Here is a 22,344-nt window from a genome sequence, read left to right as displayed (position 1 = left end):
TTCTTCATGCATTCCCCCTAGTACGTTGACCTTAAATCACGGGATAAAACGGCACATAGCGCGGGTTATAATAATATGGCGGTCTTGGTCCTATCAGCGGCAATTCAAAGGTATTTGGGTTGGAATCATATAATAACTCCACTTTTTCATCAGATTGATCGACCAATAACAATTTCACTTCTTCGCTATAATAATATGGCATATTGAGGCCTCCAAAAACTTTTTTTCTACACTTCAGCATATTCGAGCTGTACGGCAACGAGCCCGTCCCCATACATGTTCTTCATGCACGGCATATACCTGATCGTCATAGAGTAATCCGACTAAATTCTTTTTTAGGAGGACTCCTCATGGCAGAAGATAAGAAAAAGAAATCATCATGTGAAGGCTATCCCATGCATCCGAATTATGGAAAAATCACTCGTTATCAAGACGTCCCCATCACGGTTCCGGAGCAACGCCAATTTCGCCAGCCTGGTGTAGAAAAATTAATGGTGCCACGGCCCATCATCGAAAATCCCAATTATAAGGGCAGTGGAAAATTAACAGGCAGTGTCGCATTGATAACTGGCGGAGACAGTGGAATTGGCGCTGCGGCTGCCATCGCTTTTGCTAAAGAAGGCGCAGATGTTTCCATCGCTTATCTGGATGAACATGAGGATGCCAATCGGACTAAAACGAGAATTGAAGAGCTTGGACAACGTTGCTTACTTCTGCCTGGTGACTTAAGGGATAAACAGCAATGCATCAAGATCGTGGAAGACACCATCGAAACATTTGGAAAGCTCAATATTCTTTGTAACCACGTGGGTATTCAATTTCAACAATTAAGCTTGCTTGATATTACGGATGAGCAATTCGATGATACCTTTAAGGTGAATATCTATTCCCACTTCTACACGACCCGTGCTGCCCTTCCCCATTTAAAAGCTGGGTCCTCCATCATTAATACATCTTCTGTTGTGACGTTTAATGGGAATAAGCAATTAATTGATTACACGGCGACTAAAGGGGCCAACATTGGCTTTACCCGTGCCTTGGCAAACAGTCTTGTCGATTAAGGCATCCGGGTGAACGCCGTTGCACCCGGAAGGTTTTGGACACCCCTCATCCCGGCAAGTTTCTCGGCAGACGAAGTGACACAAGTCGATAACCCGATGGAGCGTCAAGGCCAGCCATTTGAACTGGCTCCCACCTTTGTCTATCTCGCTTCTGATGATTCCCGTTTTGTGACAGGACAAACACTTCATGTCAACGGCGGGGAAGCGACATCGACCTAATTTCCACATCGTATATGCTCCCTTCCGAGGAAGTCAAAATTCTGATTTCCATAAAAAAAGACTACCTATTGCCTGCCAGCAAGCAATAGGTAGTCTAATGTTGAATATAGGCCAGCCGGCCTTTATTTTTTTTTATAGATGATCATCGCACTAAAACAGTAGATCTGTTCCTCTTCCTCTTCACCTGTAGTGGCGACATTGTATTTGATATCGACTATTTGATTATCACGAATGTCTTCAAGGAAAAAGTTCATTTCATCCTCAAGATCCTTTTCATGCTCATAATCAAATAATTTGACTTGTATCATCGGCTCTCCCCGCCCTTTTACTATAATGATAGTTATTGTGCAGGATGCCCATTTTTCAAAAATATTATACTTGATTTGTTTGTAAAGCGGATATTAATGCAACCACTTCATCCCCGACTTCTCCTGTAGAAGCTGTCCCGCCCATATCAGGGGTGAGCGCCTTTTTATCAACCATCACCTGTTCAATCACGTCCAACACTTTAGCACCCCAAACCTCATGCCCAAAGAAATCGAGAATCTGACTGGCGGACCATATGGCCGCAAGTGGATTGGCAATGCCTTGATGTGCTATATCCGGGGCTGAACCATGGATCGGTTCGAACATCGAAGGATAAATCCGTTCCGGGTTTAAATTGGCACCGGCCGCCAGTCCCATCCCGCCTGCAATGGCAGCACCTAAATCCGTGATGATGTCACCAAACAAATTGGAGGTGACAACGATTTGAAACCGTTCGGGCTGCTTGACAAAATACATGCTTGCAGCATCCACCAAATAGGAATTCGTTTCTACATCCGGAAACTCCTGTCCAATTTCTTCAAAAACCTGATCCCAAAAAACCATTGAATAATTCAAAGCGTTCGCCTTGCTTATACTCGTTAGCGTCCTGCCCGTCTTACGCGCAAGTTCATACGCATAACGGATGATCCTCTCCGTCCCTTTTCTTGAAAAGACCCCCGTCTGCAGGACGACTTCTTCCGGCTTGCCTTTAAAAAGCCAATCACCGGCACCGGAATATTCCCCTTCACTGTTTTCACGGATGACAACCATATCGATTTGGTCACGAGTCACGTCTTTTAATGGACAGGGTGCACCTTGAAGCAATTTAACGGGTCGAACATTCACATATTGATCAAATCCCTTTCTGATTTTCAGCAGAAGTTCACGTAAAGAAATATGGTCCGGGACACCAGGATAACCGACCGCCCCAAGATACACAGCGTCAAACTTCATCAGTTGTTCAAGTCCGTCGTCGGGAAGCATTTTACCGTGCTCAAGATAATATTCACAGCCCCATGGAAAATAGGTGAACTGGAAAGAAAACTCCCCGGCAATTGCAGCTACTTCTTTAAGGACCTTTACACCCTCATCAATCACCTCAGGGCCTATCCCGTCACCCGCAATGACCGCTATTTTATGAACATTCATGCTTCAACTCTCCTTTTTCTATATTTTCTGATTTTAACCCCTAATTTTAACATATAATTTATACATTCCAGTTAGAAGAGGTCCATACAGAAAAAAGAGACCTTTCATGGTGAAAGGTCTCTTTTTTTACGCCTTCAAATATGCGCGTCTTTCTGCATATTCACGGCACTGTGAACAAACCATGATCTTTTTTCTTTCTTCATTCAAATAAACCGTCACATTCCTGGATTTACGCTTACAAAAGTAACAGGTCTTTTTGAGGAACCTCACTTAACGATGACTTCGCCGTCCCATTCAAGCATTCCGCCAACCATGTTTGCCACTTTATATCCTTGTTCCTGAAGATAATGGCATACATTTTCACTGCGGCGTCCTGAACGGCAGATAAAAATATATTCTTTTTCTTTATCAAAATAGTCAAGGTTTGCCGGGATATCATTCATGCGAATATGTTTAGCGCCTTCGATCATTCCCTCTTGCACTTCTTCGTCTTCACGAACATCGACAAGTTCCATCGCTTCTCCTGCCTCAAGCTTAGCTTCCACTTCTTCAGTTGTAATGATTTTGATTTCTTCCATAATTAGCACCTCGAATTATCGTTTGATTTATCTTTTTCATTATAGCAAAATTTCCAGTTAAACATCACGTAATCGATTTCCTGATGAAAATTCCCTCAAGCCTGACTGTAAAAACGCCGGCGAATATATTATTCGCCGGCGTTTTAAAGCATGAATTCGTATTAATGCTTGAATCCCAGTTGATATTGTTCAGGGATCTCCGTTTTTTTATTCAAAGCTTTAGATGCTTCCAATGCCCAATAAGGGTTTCGCAGCATTCCTCTGCCGACGGCAACCAAATCCGCTTCTTCATTACCTATGATTGAATTTGCAAGAATCGGATCATCTAATCTACCTACGGCAATCACCGGAATATCCAAAGCTTTTTTGATTTCCCTGGCCAACGGAGTTTGATAGCTGGCATGGGTACCAGGCCTTCCGTCTGCTCCAATCGGGCCTTCTCCTCCAGAGCTCACATGGAACATATCGACGCCTGCTTCTTTAAAGACTTGTGAAAATGCAATGCTTTCTTCAATACCATATCCGCCTTCAACGTATTCTTTTGCAGAAATGCGCATGATTAAAGGCATGTCGGCAGGCATTTCGCTTTTCACTGCTTTAATGACTTCCACTCCGAATTTTGTCAGGTCTCTTCCATATTCATCATCACGTTTATTCGTAAGCGGTGATGTGAATTGGTGGATTAAATACCCGTGTGCACCATGTAATTCGATTACGTCAAATCCTGCTGTAACTGCCCTTCTGGCCGATGCCCGGAATTTATCGACCATTTCCTTCACTTCTTCCGTTTCTAAAGCTCTTGGTGTTTTGTACGTTTCATCAAACGCAATGGCTGATGGTGCCACCGGCGTTTCCGCATCCTCCGCTTTACGGCCTGCATGGGCAATTTGTATTCCGATTTTTGCACCGTATTGATGAACTTCCTTAACGATGTTGGAGAAAGCCCCAATTTGATCGTCGGACCATAATCCAAGATCGCGATTCGAAATGCGCCCATCAGGCTCCACATCGGTCATTTCAACTATAATTAACCCCGTACCGCCAACTGCCCTGCTTACATAATGCTGATGGTGCCAATTCGTTGGTATACCATCTTCCGCTTCGACGGAGTATTGGCACATCGGCGGCATGACGATCCTATTTTTCAGTTCAAGTTCTTTTATGCGATAAGGTGAAAATAAATCATTCATAATTTTTTATCTCCTTTTTTATATAATGCATGCACATGCATTTATATCATCCCAGTAATACTGTGTCAACTAATCAGATTCCCGAAGCTGTCATTGTAAATTCCGATGCAGAAATCCATAAAAAAAGAGAAAGACGGATATCCCGTCCCTCTCCTTCATACTTAATTAAAAGTCGAAATTATCAGGATCTGGACCAACACGGTGATTCTGATTCAATCCATCAATTTGGTTCATTTCCTCTTCTGTCAATTCGAAATCGAATACAGTTGAGTTTTCGACAATACGATGTTCTTTAGTTGATTTTGGAATCGTTACAATCCCATTTTGTAAATCCCAGCGTAAAATGACTTGTGCAACAGACTTGCCATGGTTGGTCGCAATTGCTTGTAATACTTCATTATCCAGCAGTTCACCTTGCATCAAAGGAGACCATGCTTCAAGTTGTATTCCTTGTTCCTTACAAAATGCCTGAACTTCTTTTTGAGTTAAACGCGGATGGCATTCCACTTGATTGACCATCGGCTTCACTTCTGCATCTTCCATCAAATCTTTTAGATGGTGAATTTGGAAATTGCTCACACCGATCGCCTTTACTTTTCCTTCTTTATATAAAGTTTCTAACGCTCTCCAAGCTTCTTTATATTTCCCTTCCACTGGCCAATGGATAAGATATAAATCCAAGTACTCCAAGCCAAGTTTCTTTAAGCTTTTTTCGTAAGCCGCGATTGTTGATTCATATCCCAAATCAGCATTCCAGACTTTTGATGTTACGAATAATTCTTCCCTTGAGATTCCAGCTTCTTTCAATCCCTCACGAATCCCTTGTCCAACCCCTTCTTCATTTTCATAAATGGCAGCCGTATCGATGCTGCGATAACCATGTTTAATGGCCACTTTAACTGCATTTACCAGCTCCGGTCCTTCTTCCACCTTAAATACGCCCAATCCGAACCAAGGCATTTTAACTCCATTATGCAACGTAGTTGTATCTTGTAAATTTTTCACCATTATACTCTACCTCCAAATTTTCTCTTCATTGTTTTTTAAGATTGTAATGCGTTTAAGTATCAGTATCATTACATCCCTTCAAGGAACCTTCCATCATTCGCTGAAGGGATGCAATGATACTTGGTTATTGATACTCTAAACGCATAGCATGCTTTTTCTAACATGCATCACTTTTTCATTCCTATGCTATTTTGTCCGTTCCCTTGGTACGGTCTTTACTTTCCAAGGCCCGACTCAAGCCTGTTAAAATCACTGCTGCAAACACCATGACTCCACCTATCCATGCTGTATGGATCAGTCCGATCGAATCGGTAATCACCCCTCCTAAGTAGGCACCAATGGCGATTCCCGCATTGAAGGCGGCAATATTGATGGCTGAAGCCACGTCCACTGCACTCGGCACGAAACGCTCCGCTAACATGACGACATAGACTTGAAGCCCTGGAACATTCATGAATGCAAACAATCCCATTAAAATGATCGTAATTAAACCAGCTATCTTAAACGGTGCCGTGAAGGTCAAGACCACCAGTACAATGGCTTGTATAAGAAACATATAGAATAGGGCATTAATAGGATTGCGATTGGCCAATTTCCCGCCGAGAGTATTCCCTATCGCTATGGCTACTCCATATACTAGCAAAATCAAGGCCACAGTTCCTTCTTTAAACCCTGTTACTTCCTGAAGTAATGGCGACAGGTACGTGAAGACAACGAATGTACCTCCGTATCCTAACGCTGTAATGATGAATACTAACAGCAAACGTCCATTCGTCACCAATTTGATTTGGTCACGGAACGTCGTCCGTGCAGCTTTTCTTAAATCGGATGGGACAAGGATGCCATTTCCGATGAAAGCTATCAGGCCGATTGCCACAATGATGATGAAAGCGAATCTCCAGCCGAATTGCTGCCCGATGAACGTTCCAAACGGAACTCCGGTCACCGTTGCCACCGTTAGACCTGTGAACATGATGGCGATGGCACTCGCCCTGCGGTTTTCAGGGACCAAATCAGCCGCAATCGTAGCGCCGATCGACATGAAAATACCATGTGCAAGCGCTGAAATGACACGTGCGATCAATAACACACTGATCGTGGTCGCAGAAGCCGCCAATGCATTTCCGGCAATGAACACGACCATGATCCAAAGCAATAAGGTCTTTCTCGACATATTCGATGTAAGGGATGTAAGGATAGGTGCCCCGAACATGACCCCCAAGGCGTATAGAGATACCGTCAACCCCGCCGTCGTGACTGTAATGTGTAAATCTTTAGAAATGAGCGGTAATAATCCCACGCTGATGAACTCGGTTGTTCCAATTGCAAAGGCGCTGATCGCTAAAGCGAGCAATGCCCATGTACTTCTATTTTTATTTGAAATCATATCCTCTTCTCCTTCTTATTGTTTTGTACTATCATTGAAATTGCCTAAGCAACTTTTTTTATAAATGGTACAGTGGAATTCGGTGTGCAAATGTTATTATGAGATATAATACAAATAAAAAACAGTACGTACTTTAAAGTAATATAGGTACCTTAAAGTTCCTATAAAATAAGGAGAGTATACAAATCATGCAAAAAAAGAAGTACAATATATCCGTTGAAGCAACACTGGAAGTACTGGGCGGGAAGTGGAAATGCGTAATCCTCTGCCATCTGACTCACGGAAAAAAGCGGACTAGTGAATTGAAGCGCCTAATGCCAAACATCACCCAAAAAATGCTGACTCAACAATTGCGGGAGTTGGAACAGGACGGTGTCATCAATCGGATCGTTTATAACCAGGTCCCCCCAAAAGTGGAATATGAATTAAGTGAGTATGGACAAAGCCTGGAAAGTATTCTTTCCGCACTATGTACCTGGGGGGAAAACCACATAACCAGGGTGTATGGTGATAAGTTTTCCGTTCTAGAGGAAAGTGTATTGAATGATCAATTAAAGTAATCTTAAACAAAAAGGATTAGCTTGAAGTGGCTAATCCTTTTTTGTTTATAAAGAATTCTCCTGGTTTAACCAATAATTAAAGCTAGCCCCATATTCCCATAAATTCCCCATCGTAAGAGGCACCTGTTTTATTCCCCTCCTTATTTTTGGTATAATATGTAATATCACATCATTTAAAGTTTTTATTTTTTAATCGAAGAAGTATAATGGTGAAACCAAGGAGTGACATATGAGGGTCTTATTAGAATTGATACGCATCATATTAATATTCGGGATAGCCGGCACAATCATTTCGAGCATTGTAAACGGCATATATATAAACATAGGAGTGAATCAGTATGGCTGGCTAGGATCGATTGCGATACTGATTTTATTATTCGTCTGGTATAGAAATAAACTTCAGTTCAGTGGCTGGTACTCGGGAAAAGGGAAGGAAAAGCTTCCAAAAACAGCCTCACAAATACTCATTCTGTGTTCACTATTTTTGTTATGTGCCCCACCTGTCTTAAGTTTTGTGCCGATGATCTTTCATTAAACGGGATTTAAATCCTGGATAGAGCAGGAGTGATCGATTTGCGGAAATTGTTTAATATTGTGGTCCTCATACTCCTACTCTCTGGATTATGGTATGGATATGGTAAAGATATTCAGGAGTCTGGATTCAAAGCAGGGGTTAGTGCCTTTGCTTCAGATGTTCGTTCCATTATAAACGGGCCCGAGGTTTCAACCGCTTTGGAAAAACTGAGTACTGGAGTCAGCAGCCTGATTGGCTCGCTGTCGGAAACATTGGATACCGCTTCTGAAAAAGAATTGCAGGAAACGGAAAAAGTGAAAAAACCAGCACTGGAAGCACCTGCCGATGCATCCTTCTCAGTCCGTAATATCGAAATTGGCGATACGAAGGATGATGTAGAAAAATTGGCTGGTAAAGCAAAACGGAATACCCGAAATGAATATGGCGTGGACTGGTTCGCCTATCACGAAAATTATCAAAATTTCTTCATGGTTGCCTATGATAACACCAATAAAGTTGTTGGTTTATATACGAACCAAGATTTGATTGCCTCAAAGGAGGGCATTAAACGCGGCACCCCCAAAGAAACCGTGACTGGGAAAATGGGGGAGCCTGTAACAAAACTGCTTAAAGGAAACGTCTATTACCAAATTCGAAGTGACAGCGGCGAATACGATATGTTTGAAATGGATAATAGCTATGTGACCATTTTTTATGACAAACATGAGAAAAATACAGTCACGGCAATCCAAATCATCGACGCAAAACTCGAAAAGCAAAAGAGCGGCTATTTTGCAGAAGCCGGTCCCGGATTAAAGAAGGGCTTTGAATATCAATTATTCGATTTGACCAATGCCTCACGGGTCAATCATGAGCTCTCAGTGCTTTCATGGGATAAACAAGTGAAGGTCACAGCACAGGATCATAGTTCAGATATGGCCGTGAATCAATACTTCAACCATACAAACCTTGAAGGAGAATCCCCTTTTGACCGGATGGAAGATGACAAAATCAATTTTCGAATGGCTGGGGAAAACCTGGCTGCCGGTCAGAATAGCAGTATCTTTGCCCATGAAGGCCTAATGAATTCCATTGGACACAGGGAAAACAAATTACAGAAGGATTTTGAATCGCTCGGTGTCGGAGTTGCCTTCGATGAGGAAGATAAACCATATTATACGGAAAACTATTTGACGAAATAAACGAAAAAGCTGTGCAAGGGAAAACCTGCACAGCTTTTTTCATATAAAAGAGGGCACCCATTCATAAAAATGGATGCCAATGTGTTAAATCACCAAACGAATAATCCAACGACCATGGCACTTAGCAAGGAAACAGCCATCCCGCTAACCAGCAGCTTCCAAACATTCCTTCCGATAATGTTCGATTTCTCATCATTGAGAATGGAATTGAATGTTCCATAAATCATGCCCACTGTACTGAAGTTGGCAAATGACGTCAGATAAGTGACAGCCACAGCAACTGTATGCGGAGGCAGTGTACTGACTTTATCTTTTAAATCGAGCAAGGCAACGAACTCATTTGTGGCAAGCTTGATTCCCATCAATTGAGCAACATACATGGCATCATGTCCAGATAATCCAAGCAAGAATGCAAATGGACTAAAAATGACAGAGAAAATCTTTTGAATGGTCAATCCATCCACGAAGAAACCGAAAATGCCGTTTACGCTGGCCGTTAACGCCACATAGCCGATAACCATTGCCATGATAACGAAGACCATTTTGGCCCCAACCAGCATACTGTTGGAAATGGTGGAAAAGAAATCTTTACGTTCCTCCTTGGAAGGTACATAAACGACGTCTTCTTCTTTACTGACATCGACAGGATTCAGCATGTTAGCTATCAGCAGGGCATTTAAGCAATTCAAAGGTATCGCTACAAAAACATAGGTTGCCGGTACCATGGACAGGTAGGCTCCAATGATTGAACCGCTGATGCTGCTCATGCTCATGATTCCAAATGTCAAAAGACGCTGATCCTTAATCGCACTGAGCTGAAGGCGGAGTACGGCAAGTGCCTCAGTATTTCCTAGGAACATCATCTGAATCGAAAAGAAACTCTCAAGTTTTGGCAATCCGGATACTTTTGAGATGAGCCATCCCACTTTATCAATGATCCAGGTAAGTATACCGAAATACGATAAAACATCAAAAAACGTGATAATGAAGATAATTGGCATCAATGCGCTGAAAAAGAAATCCACTTGTTCATTTGCCATAAGTGAAGGAAAGACAAAAGAAATCCCTTCATTCGCACATTCAATCAACCAGGTGAAGAATGAAGCGATCAGATTAATGACCCACGCCCCAATTTTTGTCGATAACATGAACCATGTGATAAGCAATTCTAGAACCAGCAAGGTAAGAATGGCTTTCCACTTAACGTTCCTTTTATTAGGTGAACAAAGGTAAACGATGCCCATTACAACTAAAACACCTAATATATTCAATAAGAAATACATGCTTTCATCCCCTTTGGCTATATCATTTCCCATTCGTTTTTTTTATATAAAAAGCCCTCACCTTTTTACACCTTCAGCCGCTGGAAGAAAGTGTGAAAAAGTAAGAGCATCCATTCAAACATGTTATATGGATCACAAGCGAACCAACATGAACTTGTCCATCTCTTCTATATTCATACTTCCTTGTAGTCCGGCATTACGGCTGCCAGGTAGAAACTATCAGACCATCGTCACTGATATTATACAAGGATATTTTTTAAATAAATTTCTTAGGAAAGATATCATTTTAAATCAGTTTATTTTTAATTACAATACGTTTTAAAGTTGTTATATTAATATAAATTTTTTGAAAACATTTAAGAAAGTCTCAGAAGGACCGAGGTTGGGTAATACTTAAGAAGGAGGTGGCTTAAACTATAAACGGCCCCATCTAAAGATGTCTTAAATACGCTCCCAGTTGTTTCAATTCATCCTACTGACCATTACATCTCCTTTAAAGGAAATAAGGACGTGAATTTTTTGTGGAATTTTTTAATAGCCAGGAAACTCTTACTGCAATCCAGTGGACTTTAAGAGCCATTATATCCTTCATCTTCTTACTTTTTTCGGTTAAATTGATGGGACAACGGTCCATTTCGCAGTTACGGTTACTTGATTTCATAATGGCATTAATTATTGGAAACATTCTTGCTCACCCTTTATCTGATGAACAGTTAGGTTTGGAGGGCTCAATGATAACAACAGGTGTATTGGTCATTTTATATATAATTAGTGTGTTTACAAGCCTTAAGTGGGGTAAACTCCGAAGGTTTTTTGACTCTGATCCCTTTCCCCTTATCGAAAATGGACAAATCATATACAAAAGCTTGGCAAGGGCCCGAATCTCGATCGATGTTTTATTATCGGAATTAAGAAAAGAAAAAGTCAAAGATATTCAAAAAGTATCACTCGCACTATGGGAACCAGGTGGTACCATTTCATTGTTCTTATATCCTCAATATGAAGCGGTAACCCCAGCAGATATGCACCTAGCAACAAATGCCTTCACATTTCCTAAAACGATTATTAAAGAGGGAAAGATTGATGCTAAAGAATTAAATCGGGGCGGCAAGGACGAAGCATGGCTGAAAAACAGAATCAAAATAACATATAATGCCGACGTGAATGATATTTTATTGGCAACTATTGACAATAACGACACCTTAAATGTCTTTTTCTACAAATAAATCTTCAGCCAAAGTAAAATCCCCTCAAGTATAGTGTAAAGCCTACTTATGAATGCAGGCTTTACACAGTTTAACTTAAAGGGGATTTATCAACTCGCTTATTACTCCGACCAGTTCAGTGTATTTAAGAACTTATACACATCTTCATACACCTGTTCACGTTCCTTGCCCAATGTGATAATATGACCTGAATTTTCATACCATATCAAGTGTTTATGCTGCGTATCCACTTCATTGAAAATCGCTGTAGCACTCTCCGTATAGTCAGGATCATCCAAGCGCCCTTGTAAAACAAGCGTTGGTGATGTGATTAAATCTAAATTTTCACCTGTCTCATTTATAATATTCAGCACATCTTTAAGTTGAGGCATAGGCTCTTCTTCCAGCAGCTTCACTTCTGCAGCAATTTGGTCTGCATTTTTACCCTCAAACTTCTTATAAGCCTGTGCATAATTGAGCAAGCGGTTCTTTTGTCGATCGATACTTTTCCCTTGCGTCGGAGCGCACATTGAAACTACGCCTTTTACAGGCAATTCAATTCCCACTTTTAATGAGAAAACTCCTCCTAAGGAAATTCCTACAACAGCAATTTCTTCATAGCCTTCTTCTTTAAGGAATTTATAGCCATTAACTACATCTTCCCACCATTCCTTTGGACCAGTCTTAACGAGTTCCTCACCAGACACTCCATGCCCTCTATAAAGAGGTCCGTGGCAAGTATAGTCAAGATCATTCAAGTATTTCCCTAATTTCTTCATATCTCCTGTACTTCCGGTAAACCCGTGAAGTAAAAGAACAGCTCTCTTTCCACCAATATATGTGAATGGCTCTGGTGCTTTCACTTTCATCTATCTAGGACCTTCTTTCTTTGCTCTTGTTGATAAATAGAATCTAAATGATTTTTGAAAAAAAATCAATTAATACCCCTTGAGTAGTGATTCTTCTATCCTATTCCGTATTTTCATTAAAACAATTAAATCATGTATATAGTATCCTTACCACACTCTTCACAACTCATCCGTTCCGAAGCACATTTTACTATGATTAAATTTATTTAGCAATCGTCATTTAACCATTTTTTTTTAGAAAAGTAAAATGCACCTTGTGATACGATGTACAACGTATTACACTTTAGAAATGAAAAGGAGGAGAATTTATTTGGATAAAGAATTAATGAAGGGAAGCATTGACCTCCTTTTGCTTTCACTTCTTTCACAAAAAAAGCTATACGGCTATGAAATCACGAAGATCTTGAAGGAAATGAGCATGGGCAAATATCAAATAAGTGAAGGCACCCTCTACTCCGCCCTGAAACGGTTAGAAAAAAAAGAATTCATAAAAGGCCATTGGAAAGAGTCCGAGTCAGGCCGCAGGAAATATTATCATGTCACCGAAAATGGACAAACAGAACTTGAACGGAAGCGAGAATGCTTTTTCTTCCTCGAAAAATTAGTTCGGAAAACCACTGAGCAATTCTAAACAAAATACAAAGCTTCCTAGCCCCATTAATGGAACGGTTCAGGAAGCTTTTTTTGATGTTTACTCGTGAATTCGTCCTGCACTCATAATTTCGCACTGTTTATTCGTGAATTCATACGGCACTCTTGTGTTCGCACTGTTTACTCGTGAATTTGCGCTGTTTACTCGTGAGTTTGGACTGTTTACTCGTGAATTTTGCACTTTTACTCGTGAATTCGTACTGCACACTTAGTTTCGCACTATTTAATCGTGAGTTTTTCACGTTTACTCGCGAGTTACTCCGTTAACGCGCAAAAAAAGGACCTATTTTGGTCCTTTTTTGTCAATTCCTTTATGCTTGCGATAATTGGCGCAGGAGAGCTTCATGCATTCCCCTTGAACATGGGGGCCATATTTTTCACGAAAGGCCTCGAGGCAATAGCATTTATCTTCTTCCTTTTTGGTTCCTTCCATCGAGTGCACCCCTCCTGGCATTTAACTGGAGACTACACGTTTCTCCAGTTCTACGTTGATTCGTCCCAACAGTACGGCACCAATTGACTGTATGATGGTTTTAACGATGATTTGCCCGATGACCGCAGCGGGTACTGCTTCCCATGGCAATATATTGGCACCCAGTGGACTTAGGCCAATCACGACAAATATCACCGAATCGAAAAATCCTCCAACGATCCCGCTGTAAAACACCCTCCAACTCATCGGAAGCTTTAAACGGGTATAAATTTCCGTGTCCGCTGTTTCTGCGACCACAAACGATAATGCGGAAGCAAATACAATCAGTAACGTATCCCCTAATAAAAATGATACACATGCAGATAGAATAAGTGCAGTGACGATACATATATAGGTCTTCTCGCGGCCGAATTTATTCTGGACCAGATCTCGGAAGATGAAGGTTCCCCCGATGAGCAATGTCCCCATCGGGATGATGAACATGCCAAAATGTAATGGCGCAAAAGCTGCTGTAACCACATTCGCCGTGATTATGGATACTAAATACAATAAAATTCTTAACATTTCTTAATTCTCCTTATACAGAAAAAACAGCACCCTAAGAAAGAGCACTGTTCTCCTTAGTTTTTTTGAGAGGGTAGCTAGAACCTCTTCCGCCCGGGCGGATTATCATTTTCCTCATTTATCGTAGCTTGAAAACGATTGGAAATCAAGAAGTTTCCATATGGCCCTTTTATGTCACGGAGAATCCGATATTAGCAATTCACTTCAAATCTTCTTCAATGCAATGACTTTGCCGATTTCTGTCGCAAAAAACTGCTTGACCGCCTGTATATGAAAGCCGAAAATCAATGATAGAGTCATGTTACGATCTTGATACCTTATTTGGCGAGGAGGAAAAAGAATTATGAAAAAAACTACGTTTGTCTATCCTATTTATATCGCAACCACACCAGAGAAGCTTTGGGAAGCCTTGACGAGTGGTGAAGTCACGAAGAAATATCACTTTGGATTGCAAGTACAGTCTGACTGGCAAGAAGGGGCAGCCGTTAAATATTTGCTGGAAGATGGGCGGATTACTGATCATGGTAATGTACTTAAATGCGAGCCGTTGCACCTGCTCTCGTTTACATGGATCATGGCAGGAGACGAAACACCTCGCGAGCAGCCTACACGGGTCACTTTTGAATTACAGAAAATGGGCGATTCGACTGTGAAGTTAATTCTTAGGCATGAGGAGCTTTTGAAGACAGATTTCGTATATGATGACAATACCTATGAAGGCTTGAATAATGGATGGCCAGCCATTCTAAGTAACCTGAAGAGCTTGCTTGAAACTGGACGGACACTGCCGTCAATATCAGTAGATTGGGATAGTGGAAAACAATAAAAACAAATCGAAAGAGAGTTGTTTTAGTATGGATACCCAAATAATCACGAAATTTAAGATAATCAAGCCAGCTAATGAAGTGTTTGAAGCCATAGTGAATCCTGAAAAAATCAGGAATTTCTGGTTCTCATCGAGTTCGGAAAGATGGGAACAAGGCAGGACACTTACATTGAGATACAACGAATACGATGCTGAAGTGGTCATTAATGTAATGGAAGTTGAGGAAAATAGGAAAATCGTGTTTGCGTGGGGCGGAAATGATCAAGAAACGATTGTTACCATTACACTAAAAGAGATGGATAAAACGAGTACAATCATTGAAGTAAACGAATCAGGATTGAGTGAGGACGACCCTGAAATAATAAACAAAATGATCGGACAAAAAGAAGGTTGGGTTTATACATTAACCTGTTTAAAGGGTTATTTAGAAAATGGCGTTAATACTTTGAGAGCATCATTGGTTTTTTAATTATTAAAGGGTGCTGGTTCAGATGTATAAGGCATCCGTTAAGCAAGCTCCTTCCTAATGTCGATTGTCTAAATCAACTAAGGGAGGAGACCTAGATGTTTCCGAGAAAAAACTGCCCGTATGGTTTGACACGAAATTCAATCGGAAATCACTTTTAGATACATGCCCTTTGAAGCTTTTTTGTAGGCTTCAATTCCCATTTTCTTGACTTTTTCCGATAAACTGGATGATATTACCAATTTAGTTCCTTGAATAACTGAAGGATCTATCAGGCGCATTTTATTTTTCCGATGTATATCGTATTCCACTTGATCTTCTTTCAACTTTACATTACCATGGATCCGTTTTAACAGGTTTTGAACTTCATGGTCTTCAGTGAAGCTTAACAAGCACATGACTTCTTCATCTGTACCGAGTAAGTCATCAAGGCTGATCAGTTTTTTTGCTAAAGCCACTTTTAAGGTCTTTGCCAAGATATCATAGCCATATATATTAAGTGGGTTCATGAAAAAATCAATAACTTCGCTGTAATACGTTTTCACAAACCATTCCGCCGATTCAATATTATCCAGATACATCCTTCCATTTATTATGATTACATGTTCTAGAAATTCTTTAATGGCTTCGATTGTGATATGTCCATATTGATACATATCCCGGAGCGTATAATCTACCCGATCGGCACATAACTCAGGTGCTGGCTGTTCAAGCAATTCCCATTTTGATTGAAAAATGACTTTACGATCATATCCAAATTCCTTCAGTATAAATGGGATTTCGGATTCCATAATGACTTGTTCATATATTTTTTCATGATAATCTTCATCCTTACAATCCAGAACGAAATCAATTACATGTGAGAATGCAGTGTGGGATACGTCATGCAGCAAGCCCGCGATTTGTTCCTCCAATGAACCTCCAAGCGCTTTTATTAAAAGCATCACACCAATTGAATGGTCAAATCGTGTGACATCCCACTTCTCATTAACTAAATAACTTGCCCCGCCTTGATGTATCCCCTTCAATCTTTGGACCGGTTTGCTTACTATCAGCTCTTCCAGAACTCCCTCTACAATGTGTTCCCCATAGATACTATCCGAAACTATCAATAACTGCCGCCTCCACCATTAGTTTACTCATTACAGACAGGTGATTTCACTGATTTTTTTCTGTAAAAATTATTTCTCCCTTTTGATTTTGCTCATATTGCTTTTTTACCAAATTTTCCAATTCCTCTTCATCATTCAAATCGACATCACTCGGATTGACCTCATCAACTCCATCTATGATCATCATTTCATTTATTATTACCTGATCTCGTGGATACACTTCAAAAATGTCTTCTACAGGAATTGTTTTATCTTTATACGGTTTATTGAATAAAAAAAAGCCGTCAAGACTATGAAAATTGATGCCAAAATACCGAATTTCTTTTTCATTTATCCATCCCCTCAAAGCTCCAATAATATCCTTATAATACCATATAGGGGTATTAAAGTTAAAAATAAAAACGCTGCAATGTCCTGCTCCCCTTTGCAACACTAGGGGAATTCCGCTTCAATAAATGGTAAAGTTTATCTTTAAAAACAGGAATTATTATTCAATCTAATATTTGACATTTGGAAATCAGTGAGCTATCATCCTAATTAACCAGTGGTCAATTAATAAGGAGGTGACAAGATGTCGCCAAGGAAATCGGCAGGTAAAGAATTATCCAGGGACATGGTGTTGAATGAAGCTAGAAACCTTTTTGCAACGTTAGGGTATTCTAATGTCTCCATGAGGCAATTGGCTAAATCATTGGATTGCAGCCATGGAGCCATTTATTATCATTTTAATAATAAGGCGGAAATATTTTATAGTTTGGTAAAAACGGATTTCTCCGTTTTAAATAATTTAATCGATGCTATCATCATGTCGGAAAATGATTCTTCTGTAAAAATGGAAAAGATTTTATTGTGCTTCTTGGAGTTCGGTCTAACCCAACAAAATCATTATTCCATCATGTTTTTATCGAAGGAAAAAGAAATTCAGCAGTTACTTCAATTTGATTCTAATAAAACATACGAAAAGCTAATCCAGTCCCTGACAGACCTAACGGACAACAAATTGAATCCTGCATCCATATGGTCGATTTTTCTTTCTCTTCACGGATTCATAACTTTTTATATTAATTCTGAGCTAACTTATCAAGATGTAAAAGGCCTAGCTTATTTTCATGTAAAAAATATCATCAGGAACATCATATAATTTTTTGAATATTATTGACCATAGGTCAATTAAACATTGGAGGTTTTAATATGGTAAAGAAATACCTTCATATTGAAGGACTCATGGTCCTTGTAGCGGTGATTTACATCTATTCGTTATATGAATTCAGCTGGTGGATTTTCCTTCTATTGATTTTATCGCCTGATGTTTCCATGCTGGCCTACCTGATCAATGATCGGATTGGAGCAAGGGTTTATAACTTATTTCATACTTATACTCTGTCCATCTTCATGATTTTGCTAGCCATTTTTCTAAAGTCGGATGCATTGATGCTGATTGGTTTAATTTGGACCGCGCATATTGGAATGGATCGCTTATTTGGATATGGCCTTAAATACACATCATCCTTCAAAGCTACACACATTCAAAGGTTGTAATAGCTTAAAAGGCAGTGTGATTACGCATCACACTGCCTCCGCTCTCTTTTCTTTATACGCCCCGCTTGTTACCCCATATATAGGTATGCAGCTGGGGCAGGACTTTCACATCATTCAATTCATCATCTGTTATCACTTTATCAATTAACTCTTCGTACTTCTTCAATAGGCCGCTGATCAATTGACGATCATCCGCCGTCCTGCTGTCGTCATTGCCGACCTGCAGATAAAAAGGAATTTCCGGGTAACGCCCATGTACATGTTTGGCATATTGATAATCTTCCTCGTTAAAGACGACGATTTTCAATGAGACATGGTTTTCAGGATTTCGATTGGCAAGGTTCGAGATGATTTTGTCGAGCACCGTAAAGTCGGTGTTCATTCCAGAGCTCGGCGGCTTAGGTGAAATAGTCAGTTCATCAATATCGAGAAACCAATCCTGCCATCGGCTCCCTTGGGTTTCGACACCTATTTTCATTTTATTTTCATGTAAGATCGCTATCAAGACGTTTAGGTTTTTCAGCAGAGCCGGGTTTCCTCCTGATATCGTAACGAAGGAAAAAGCGGAACCCCCAATACGCTTCAGCTCATCCCATACTTCTCTAGCAGTCATCTGGACGGTATCTTCCTTACCGGAGCCATCCCATGTAAATGCGGAATCACACCAGGCACACGAATAATCGCAGCCGGCCGTCCGAACGAACATGGTTTTTTGGCCAATGACCATTCCCTCTCCTTGGATGGTCGGCCCAAAGATTTCCATAACCGGGAGTTTACTCACTTTCCATCCACTCCCGTCTGGCTTCTGCATAGCTTGTCGGCGTTTCGTACAGTCGAACAAATTCGACTCTAGCACCTTCATATTCTTTTAATGAAAGGGATTCGGCCATTTTTTCATAAATCCAGACAACCATATTTTCAGCTGTTGTATTCATGAGCGGCAGGGTTTCATTCAAATAACGGTGATCCAGGTGGATTTCAATTTCATTTTTCCATATATCCTTGATGTCCCCAAAATCTATCATCAACCCGCGTGAATCTGTATACCCGCTTAATCCGAAAATGACCTTATACGTGTGGCCATGCAGGTTCTTGCATTTTCCTTCATAATCATGCAGATGGTGTGCCGCATCAAAGGTGAATTCCTTACTCACGAGAACCCTCTTGTTCGTATACTTCAATTGGCTGCGCTGAATATCTTCATCTATTTTTTGGAGTTTATCCACTATCGTAAAACCGTACATCATGAAAGCACCTTCCGTCTGCTTACATAGTCATCCAGTCCTTTTTTCCGCAGATTACATGCCGGACAATCTCCACAGCCGTCGGAGATGATTCCGTTATAGCAAGTCAGGGTCTTTTCGCGCACAAAATCGAACGCGCCTAGCTGATCCGCTAGCTCCCATGTTTCCTCTTTATTAAGCCACATTAGCGGCGTATCAATGACGAATGACTGGTCCATCGACAAGTTCAAGGTCACATTCAATGATTTAATGAATACATCGCGGCAGTCCGGATATCCGCTGAAATCCGTTTCACAAACACCGGTGACAATATGTTTAGCGCCAATCTGACTCGCCAGCACTCCGGCAAACGAAAGGAACAGCAAATTCCTCCCTGGTACGAACGTCGACGGCAATTCCCCTTCTTCTCCGTCCGCCACCGCAATATCACTTCTCGTCAGCGCATTTGGTGCCAGTTGGTTCAGCAGCGACATGTCAAGGATATGATGGTTTATGCCCAATTCCTTGGCAATGTTTTGAGCGCATTCGATTTCCAAGCTATGCCGCTGGTTATAATCGAACGTCACCGCTTCCACTTCCTCAAATCTCTCCATCGCCCAGAACAGGCACGTCGTACTGTCCTGACCTCCGCTAAACACAACCACTGCCTTTTCTTTCTTCTTCATTTCTATAAAACTCCTTTTTACGGAAAAAAACAGCACCCTAAGAATAGAGCACTGTTTCTCCTTAGTTTTTTTGAGAGGGTAGCTAGAACCTCTTCCGCCTTAACGCGGAATATTATATTTTTCCAAATCAATAGTAACTTGAAAACGATAAGAAATCAAGATGTTTATATTAAGAGAACATTGGATCTGATGGAAAATTTGGTTAACTTTTCATTGCTTAAATATCCTTTTATTTATCCGATAAAACAGTGTGAATAAAATATCGATAAAGGGGTCCAATAATTTGAAAAGCATTAAAGCAAAGGTATTGGTGGCATTTTCACTCATCATATCTTTATGTGTCATCTTAGGAGCATTCAACATCTACAGCAGCAACAAGTCACTGGTATATTCCCAGGATATCATCGAAAAGGAGCTTCCGCTTCTTATCCAAGACGAAAAGCTGCTATACAATCTAGCACAAAGAACCGCATACGCCCGGGCATATATTCTTTATGGTGACGAGAGTTATAAAGAAGGGTTCTTACAATATACCGAAGAAAGCCAGGTCATCCAGGAGGATCTCCTTGCCTTAAGCGATTCTGTTGAAGCGAAGGAATTAATCGAGAAAAGCGTGGATTGGAGGACGATGATTGTAGACCGGGTGTTTCCACAATATGAAAATGGAAATGAAGAACGCGCTAAAGAGATACTCGAAAATGAAGTGGCGCCAATAAGCAATGAAGTTATGGAGGGTTTCAAGGAGCTTGTTTCGGAACGCGAGGAATTGATTGTCGCTTCAGGTGAAACCGTCATCACCAGCGGGAAATCGGTTAAGACGACAAGTATCATCATATCCATTGCGGCAGTCCTTATCGGCCTTGTCCTTGCGGTTGTCACTGCCAACCTCATTACCACCCCCCTCCTTAAAATCAGAGATAGGATGAAAATGGTGGCTGCAGGAGAGCTGAATCATGAGCCCCTGGAGCAAAAGTCAAATGATGAAATGGGCGAACTAACGGTATCCGCCAATCAAATGCAGAAAGACCTTCGTGATACGATTGAAAAAATGCTCATTGTTTCGCAATCCGTTTCCAACCAAAGCGAAGATCTGACTCAATCAGCAAATGAAGTGCAGCAGGGCAGCAAACAGATAGCGACTACTATGTATGAACTTTCGGAAGGTTCGGAGTCACAAGCCAACCGGGCATCTGAAATGGTTCGCATCATGGATGATTTCACCGGCAGGATTAAGCTTGCCTACATAGAAGGGGTGGATGTAGCTAACAGTTCAACCGAAATCCTTTCCTTGACCAAGGAAGGCACCACTTTAATGCGCAGTTCGGTCCAACAGATGCAAAGTATTGATGGGATTGTCAAAGATGCCGTAGAGCAAGTGAAAGGGCTCGATTCTCAATCACAGCAAATTTCGCAGCTTGTGCAGGTCATCAAGGATATATCCAATCAAACTAATCTATTGGCGCTGAATGCAGCCATAGAAGCTGCTCGTGCTGGTGAACATGGCAAGGGCTTTGCTGTCGTCGCCGATGAAGTGCGGAAACTCGCTGAAGAGGTCACAGACTCCGTTGGGGATATCACCAATATTGTCTCCGCCATTCAAACAGGTTCAAAAACGGTTGTCCACTCCCTAGAAGATGGTTATACTCAAGTGGATGAAGGCACGAAACAAATCACGCTCACAGGGCGAACCTTTGAAACAATCAATCATTCTGTCGGGAATATTGAAATGAAAATACTGCATATAACAGACGAATTGAACTACATTTCCACAAATAGCCAAATAATCAATCAGGCAATCGAAGATATCGCAGCCGTTTCTGAAGAGTCCGCGGCAGGAATCGAACAAGTCTCCGCCTCCGCTCAGCAATCCAGCTCTTCGATGGATGAAATCACGAATCATGCCAGTGAACTTGCATCTTCGGCAGAACTGCTCACTGAACAGGTTAAGAAGTTCCAATTATGACACTAGCAATTTCCCGAATGCGGGAAATTGCTTTTTCCCTTCCATTATAAGGTTTGTTTCATTTTCGTATATTCGGGGAATAAATAACTATACACAATAATGAACCATTAAAAAACAAATCTATCAGAAGCGGCTGGAAGTGAATATTTTCCTTTGTTTTCAGAATATTTAGTGTATAATTGATTAAAGGAATATTTTAACTTAAATATTCATCACTTCCAATACCTGCTACTGCAAATCCCGACATTTCCTTTCAACATGCACGAGAACATATACCCAGTAAGGTTCCATTGCATGCTTTCTCTCGAATCAAGCCATTCACAACTTTATTCACACAAAAACACGATTCC

26 protein-coding genes, 1 pseudogene and 3 riboswitches are annotated in these 22,344 nt (G+C 40.9%); of the genes and pseudogenes, 11 read left to right on the top strand and 16 right to left on the bottom strand.

Annotation, left to right across the window (positions count from 1 at the left end; all coding sequences use genetic code 11):
• Nucleotides 1-31: 31 nt before the first annotated feature.
• The gene (locus ACWF5P_RS02020; RefSeq protein WP_402939091.1) at nt 32-202 is read right to left on the bottom strand and encodes a hypothetical protein; all 171 of its coding nucleotides are present in this window, start codon (nt 200-202) and stop codon (nt 32-34) included.
• Nucleotides 203-350: 148 nt separating this feature from the next.
• On the opposite strand from ACWF5P_RS02020, the pseudogene ACWF5P_RS02015 reads away from it, so the two are divergent.
• A pseudogene (locus ACWF5P_RS02015) lies at nt 351-1,280 on the top strand (SDR family oxidoreductase).
• 122 nt (nt 1,281-1,402) lie between these two features.
• On the opposite strand, the gene ACWF5P_RS02010 reads toward ACWF5P_RS02015, so the two are convergent.
• The 6 genes from ACWF5P_RS02010 to ACWF5P_RS01985 all read right to left on the bottom strand — a co-directional run bounded on the left by ACWF5P_RS02010 (nt 1,403) and on the right by ACWF5P_RS01985 (nt 6,898).
• Nucleotides 1,403-1,588: a sporulation protein Cse60 gene (locus ACWF5P_RS02010; protein WP_048682016.1), complete on the bottom strand. Its 186-nt coding sequence runs from the start codon at nt 1,586-1,588 to the stop codon at nt 1,403-1,405.
• Nucleotides 1,589-1,652: 64 nt separating this feature from the next.
• Nucleotides 1,653-2,735: a tartrate dehydrogenase gene (locus ACWF5P_RS02005; protein WP_101223041.1), complete on the bottom strand. Its 1,083-nt coding sequence runs from the start codon at nt 2,733-2,735 to the stop codon at nt 1,653-1,655.
• A 266-nt stretch (nt 2,736-3,001) separates the two neighbouring features.
• On the bottom strand, nt 3,002-3,313 hold the full coding sequence (locus tag ACWF5P_RS02000) for a rhodanese-like domain-containing protein (RefSeq protein ID WP_034309364.1): 312 nt from the start codon (nt 3,311-3,313) through the stop codon (nt 3,002-3,004).
• A 161-nt stretch (nt 3,314-3,474) separates the two neighbouring features.
• Entirely contained in the window at nt 3,475-4,503 is a 1,029-nt protein-coding gene (locus ACWF5P_RS01995; RefSeq protein WP_101223042.1) for an NADH:flavin oxidoreductase/NADH oxidase, read from the bottom strand.
• Between the two features lie 165 nt (nt 4,504-4,668).
• Nucleotides 4,669-5,511 carry an aldo/keto reductase gene (locus tag ACWF5P_RS01990; protein WP_427571662.1) on the bottom strand — a complete coding sequence of 281 codons (843 nt, stop codon included), beginning with the start codon at nt 5,509-5,511 and terminating at the stop codon, nt 4,669-4,671.
• Nucleotides 5,512-5,692: 181 nt separating this feature from the next.
• Nucleotides 5,693-6,898 (bottom strand): MFS transporter, encoded by a 1,206-nt coding sequence (locus ACWF5P_RS01985; RefSeq protein ID WP_230176687.1) that lies wholly within the window; start codon nt 6,896-6,898, stop codon nt 5,693-5,695.
• Nucleotides 6,899-7,086: 188 nt separating this feature from the next.
• On the opposite strand from ACWF5P_RS01985, the gene ACWF5P_RS01980 reads away from it, so the two are divergent.
• From ACWF5P_RS01980 to ACWF5P_RS01970, 3 genes are all read left to right on the top strand, one after another.
• Entirely contained in the window at nt 7,087-7,458 is a 372-nt protein-coding gene (locus ACWF5P_RS01980; RefSeq protein WP_063232600.1) for a winged helix-turn-helix transcriptional regulator, read from the top strand.
• A 229-nt stretch (nt 7,459-7,687) separates the two neighbouring features.
• Entirely contained in the window at nt 7,688-7,993 is a 306-nt protein-coding gene (locus ACWF5P_RS01975; RefSeq protein WP_101223496.1) for a hypothetical protein, read from the top strand.
• 38 nt (nt 7,994-8,031) lie between these two features.
• Nucleotides 8,032-9,174: a CAP domain-containing protein gene (locus ACWF5P_RS01970; protein ID WP_452444535.1), complete on the top strand. Its 1,143-nt coding sequence runs from the start codon at nt 8,032-8,034 to the stop codon at nt 9,172-9,174.
• An 89-nt stretch (nt 9,175-9,263) separates the two neighbouring features.
• Here the strand turns inward: ACWF5P_RS01970 and ACWF5P_RS01965 are convergent, their stop codons facing one another.
• Entirely contained in the window at nt 9,264-10,457 is a 1,194-nt protein-coding gene (locus tag ACWF5P_RS01965; protein ID WP_101223498.1) for a nucleoside transporter C-terminal domain-containing protein, read from the bottom strand.
• Nucleotides 10,458-10,623: 166 nt separating this feature from the next.
• A riboswitch (purine riboswitch) is annotated at nt 10,624-10,724 on the bottom strand.
• A 254-nt stretch (nt 10,725-10,978) separates the two neighbouring features.
• On the opposite strand from ACWF5P_RS01965, the gene ACWF5P_RS01960 reads away from it, so the two are divergent.
• Nucleotides 10,979-11,683 carry a YetF domain-containing protein gene (locus tag ACWF5P_RS01960; RefSeq protein WP_434167598.1) on the top strand — a complete coding sequence of 235 codons (705 nt, stop codon included), beginning with the start codon at nt 10,979-10,981 and terminating at the stop codon, nt 11,681-11,683.
• A gap of 101 nt (nt 11,684-11,784) precedes the next feature.
• On the opposite strand, the gene ACWF5P_RS01955 is transcribed toward ACWF5P_RS01960, so the two are convergent.
• A complete protein-coding gene (locus ACWF5P_RS01955; RefSeq protein ID WP_101223046.1) occupies nt 11,785-12,531 on the bottom strand; it encodes an alpha/beta hydrolase in 747 nt (248 codons plus the stop codon).
• A gap of 310 nt (nt 12,532-12,841) precedes the next feature.
• On the opposite strand from ACWF5P_RS01955, the gene ACWF5P_RS01950 reads away from it, so the two are divergent.
• Nucleotides 12,842-13,162, top strand: a complete 321-nt coding sequence (locus ACWF5P_RS01950; RefSeq protein WP_101223047.1) for a PadR family transcriptional regulator — start codon at nt 12,842-12,844, stop codon at nt 13,160-13,162.
• Between the two features lie 303 nt (nt 13,163-13,465).
• Here the strand turns inward: ACWF5P_RS01950 and ACWF5P_RS01945 are convergent, their stop codons facing one another.
• Nucleotides 13,466-13,615: a hypothetical protein gene (locus tag ACWF5P_RS01945; protein ID WP_157831025.1), complete on the bottom strand. Its 150-nt coding sequence runs from the start codon at nt 13,613-13,615 to the stop codon at nt 13,466-13,468.
• 21 nt (nt 13,616-13,636) lie between these two features.
• Nucleotides 13,637-14,179, bottom strand: a complete 543-nt coding sequence (locus ACWF5P_RS01940) for a VUT family protein (RefSeq protein WP_434167600.1) — start codon at nt 14,177-14,179, stop codon at nt 13,637-13,639.
• Between the two features lie 50 nt (nt 14,180-14,229).
• Nucleotides 14,230-14,272: riboswitch (PreQ1 riboswitch) on the bottom strand.
• A gap of 250 nt (nt 14,273-14,522) precedes the next feature.
• Between ACWF5P_RS01940 and ACWF5P_RS01935 the strand changes: the two genes are divergently transcribed.
• Both ACWF5P_RS01935 and ACWF5P_RS01930 read left to right on the top strand, forming a co-directional pair.
• Nucleotides 14,523-15,005: an SRPBCC family protein gene (locus ACWF5P_RS01935; RefSeq protein WP_101223048.1), complete on the top strand. Its 483-nt coding sequence runs from the start codon at nt 14,523-14,525 to the stop codon at nt 15,003-15,005.
• Nucleotides 15,006-15,033: 28 nt separating this feature from the next.
• Entirely contained in the window at nt 15,034-15,474 is a 441-nt protein-coding gene (locus tag ACWF5P_RS01930; protein ID WP_434167601.1) for an SRPBCC family protein, read from the top strand.
• Nucleotides 15,475-15,611: 137 nt separating this feature from the next.
• On the opposite strand, the gene ACWF5P_RS01925 is transcribed toward ACWF5P_RS01930, so the two are convergent.
• Entirely contained in the window at nt 15,612-16,583 is a 972-nt protein-coding gene (locus ACWF5P_RS01925; RefSeq protein WP_452444533.1) for an HD domain-containing protein, read from the bottom strand.
• Between the two features lie 46 nt (nt 16,584-16,629).
• A complete protein-coding gene (locus ACWF5P_RS01920) occupies nt 16,630-16,929 on the bottom strand; it encodes a hypothetical protein (protein WP_434167603.1) in 300 nt (99 codons plus the stop codon).
• Between the two features lie 225 nt (nt 16,930-17,154).
• Here ACWF5P_RS01920 and ACWF5P_RS01915 point away from each other — a divergent pair, with 225 nt between their 5' ends.
• Nucleotides 17,155-17,724 carry a TetR family transcriptional regulator gene (locus ACWF5P_RS01915; protein ID WP_434167604.1) on the top strand — a complete coding sequence of 190 codons (570 nt, stop codon included), beginning with the start codon at nt 17,155-17,157 and terminating at the stop codon, nt 17,722-17,724.
• Nucleotides 17,725-17,774: 50 nt separating this feature from the next.
• Complete coding sequence (locus tag ACWF5P_RS01910; RefSeq protein ID WP_434167605.1) at nt 17,775-18,122, top strand: DUF4260 domain-containing protein; 348 nt, start codon at nt 17,775-17,777, stop codon at nt 18,120-18,122.
• 52 nt (nt 18,123-18,174) lie between these two features.
• Here the strand turns inward: ACWF5P_RS01910 and queE are convergent, their stop codons facing one another.
• From queE to queC, 3 genes are read right to left on the bottom strand one after another with little or no spacing between them, the layout of a single operon-like run.
• Nucleotides 18,175-18,903 carry a 7-carboxy-7-deazaguanine synthase QueE gene (gene queE / locus ACWF5P_RS01905; protein ID WP_452444532.1) on the bottom strand — a complete coding sequence of 243 codons (729 nt, stop codon included), beginning with the start codon at nt 18,901-18,903 and terminating at the stop codon, nt 18,175-18,177.
• Nucleotides 18,896-19,366 (bottom strand): 6-carboxytetrahydropterin synthase QueD, encoded by a 471-nt coding sequence (queD, locus tag ACWF5P_RS01900; RefSeq protein ID WP_101223055.1) that lies wholly within the window; start codon nt 19,364-19,366, stop codon nt 18,896-18,898. Before queD ends, queE begins: the two co-directional genes overlap by 8 nt.
• Nucleotides 19,366-20,031 carry a 7-cyano-7-deazaguanine synthase QueC gene (gene queC, locus ACWF5P_RS01895; protein WP_101223056.1) on the bottom strand — a complete coding sequence of 222 codons (666 nt, stop codon included), beginning with the start codon at nt 20,029-20,031 and terminating at the stop codon, nt 19,366-19,368. The genes queD and queC overlap by 1 nt, the downstream gene beginning before the upstream one ends.
• Before the next feature lie 55 nt (nt 20,032-20,086).
• Nucleotides 20,087-20,129: riboswitch (PreQ1 riboswitch) on the bottom strand.
• Between the two features lie 185 nt (nt 20,130-20,314).
• Here queC and ACWF5P_RS01890 point away from each other — a divergent pair.
• The gene (locus ACWF5P_RS01890) at nt 20,315-21,994 is read left to right on the top strand and encodes a methyl-accepting chemotaxis protein (protein WP_434167607.1); all 1,680 of its coding nucleotides are present in this window, start codon (nt 20,315-20,317) and stop codon (nt 21,992-21,994) included.
• Nucleotides 21,995-22,344: the final 350 nt, after the last annotated feature.

Source organism: Peribacillus sp. NPDC055009 (genome assembly GCF_053608705.1).
The sequence above is the reverse complement of the archived record's forward strand: the minus strand, read 5'-3'. Positions and strand labels throughout refer to the sequence as shown.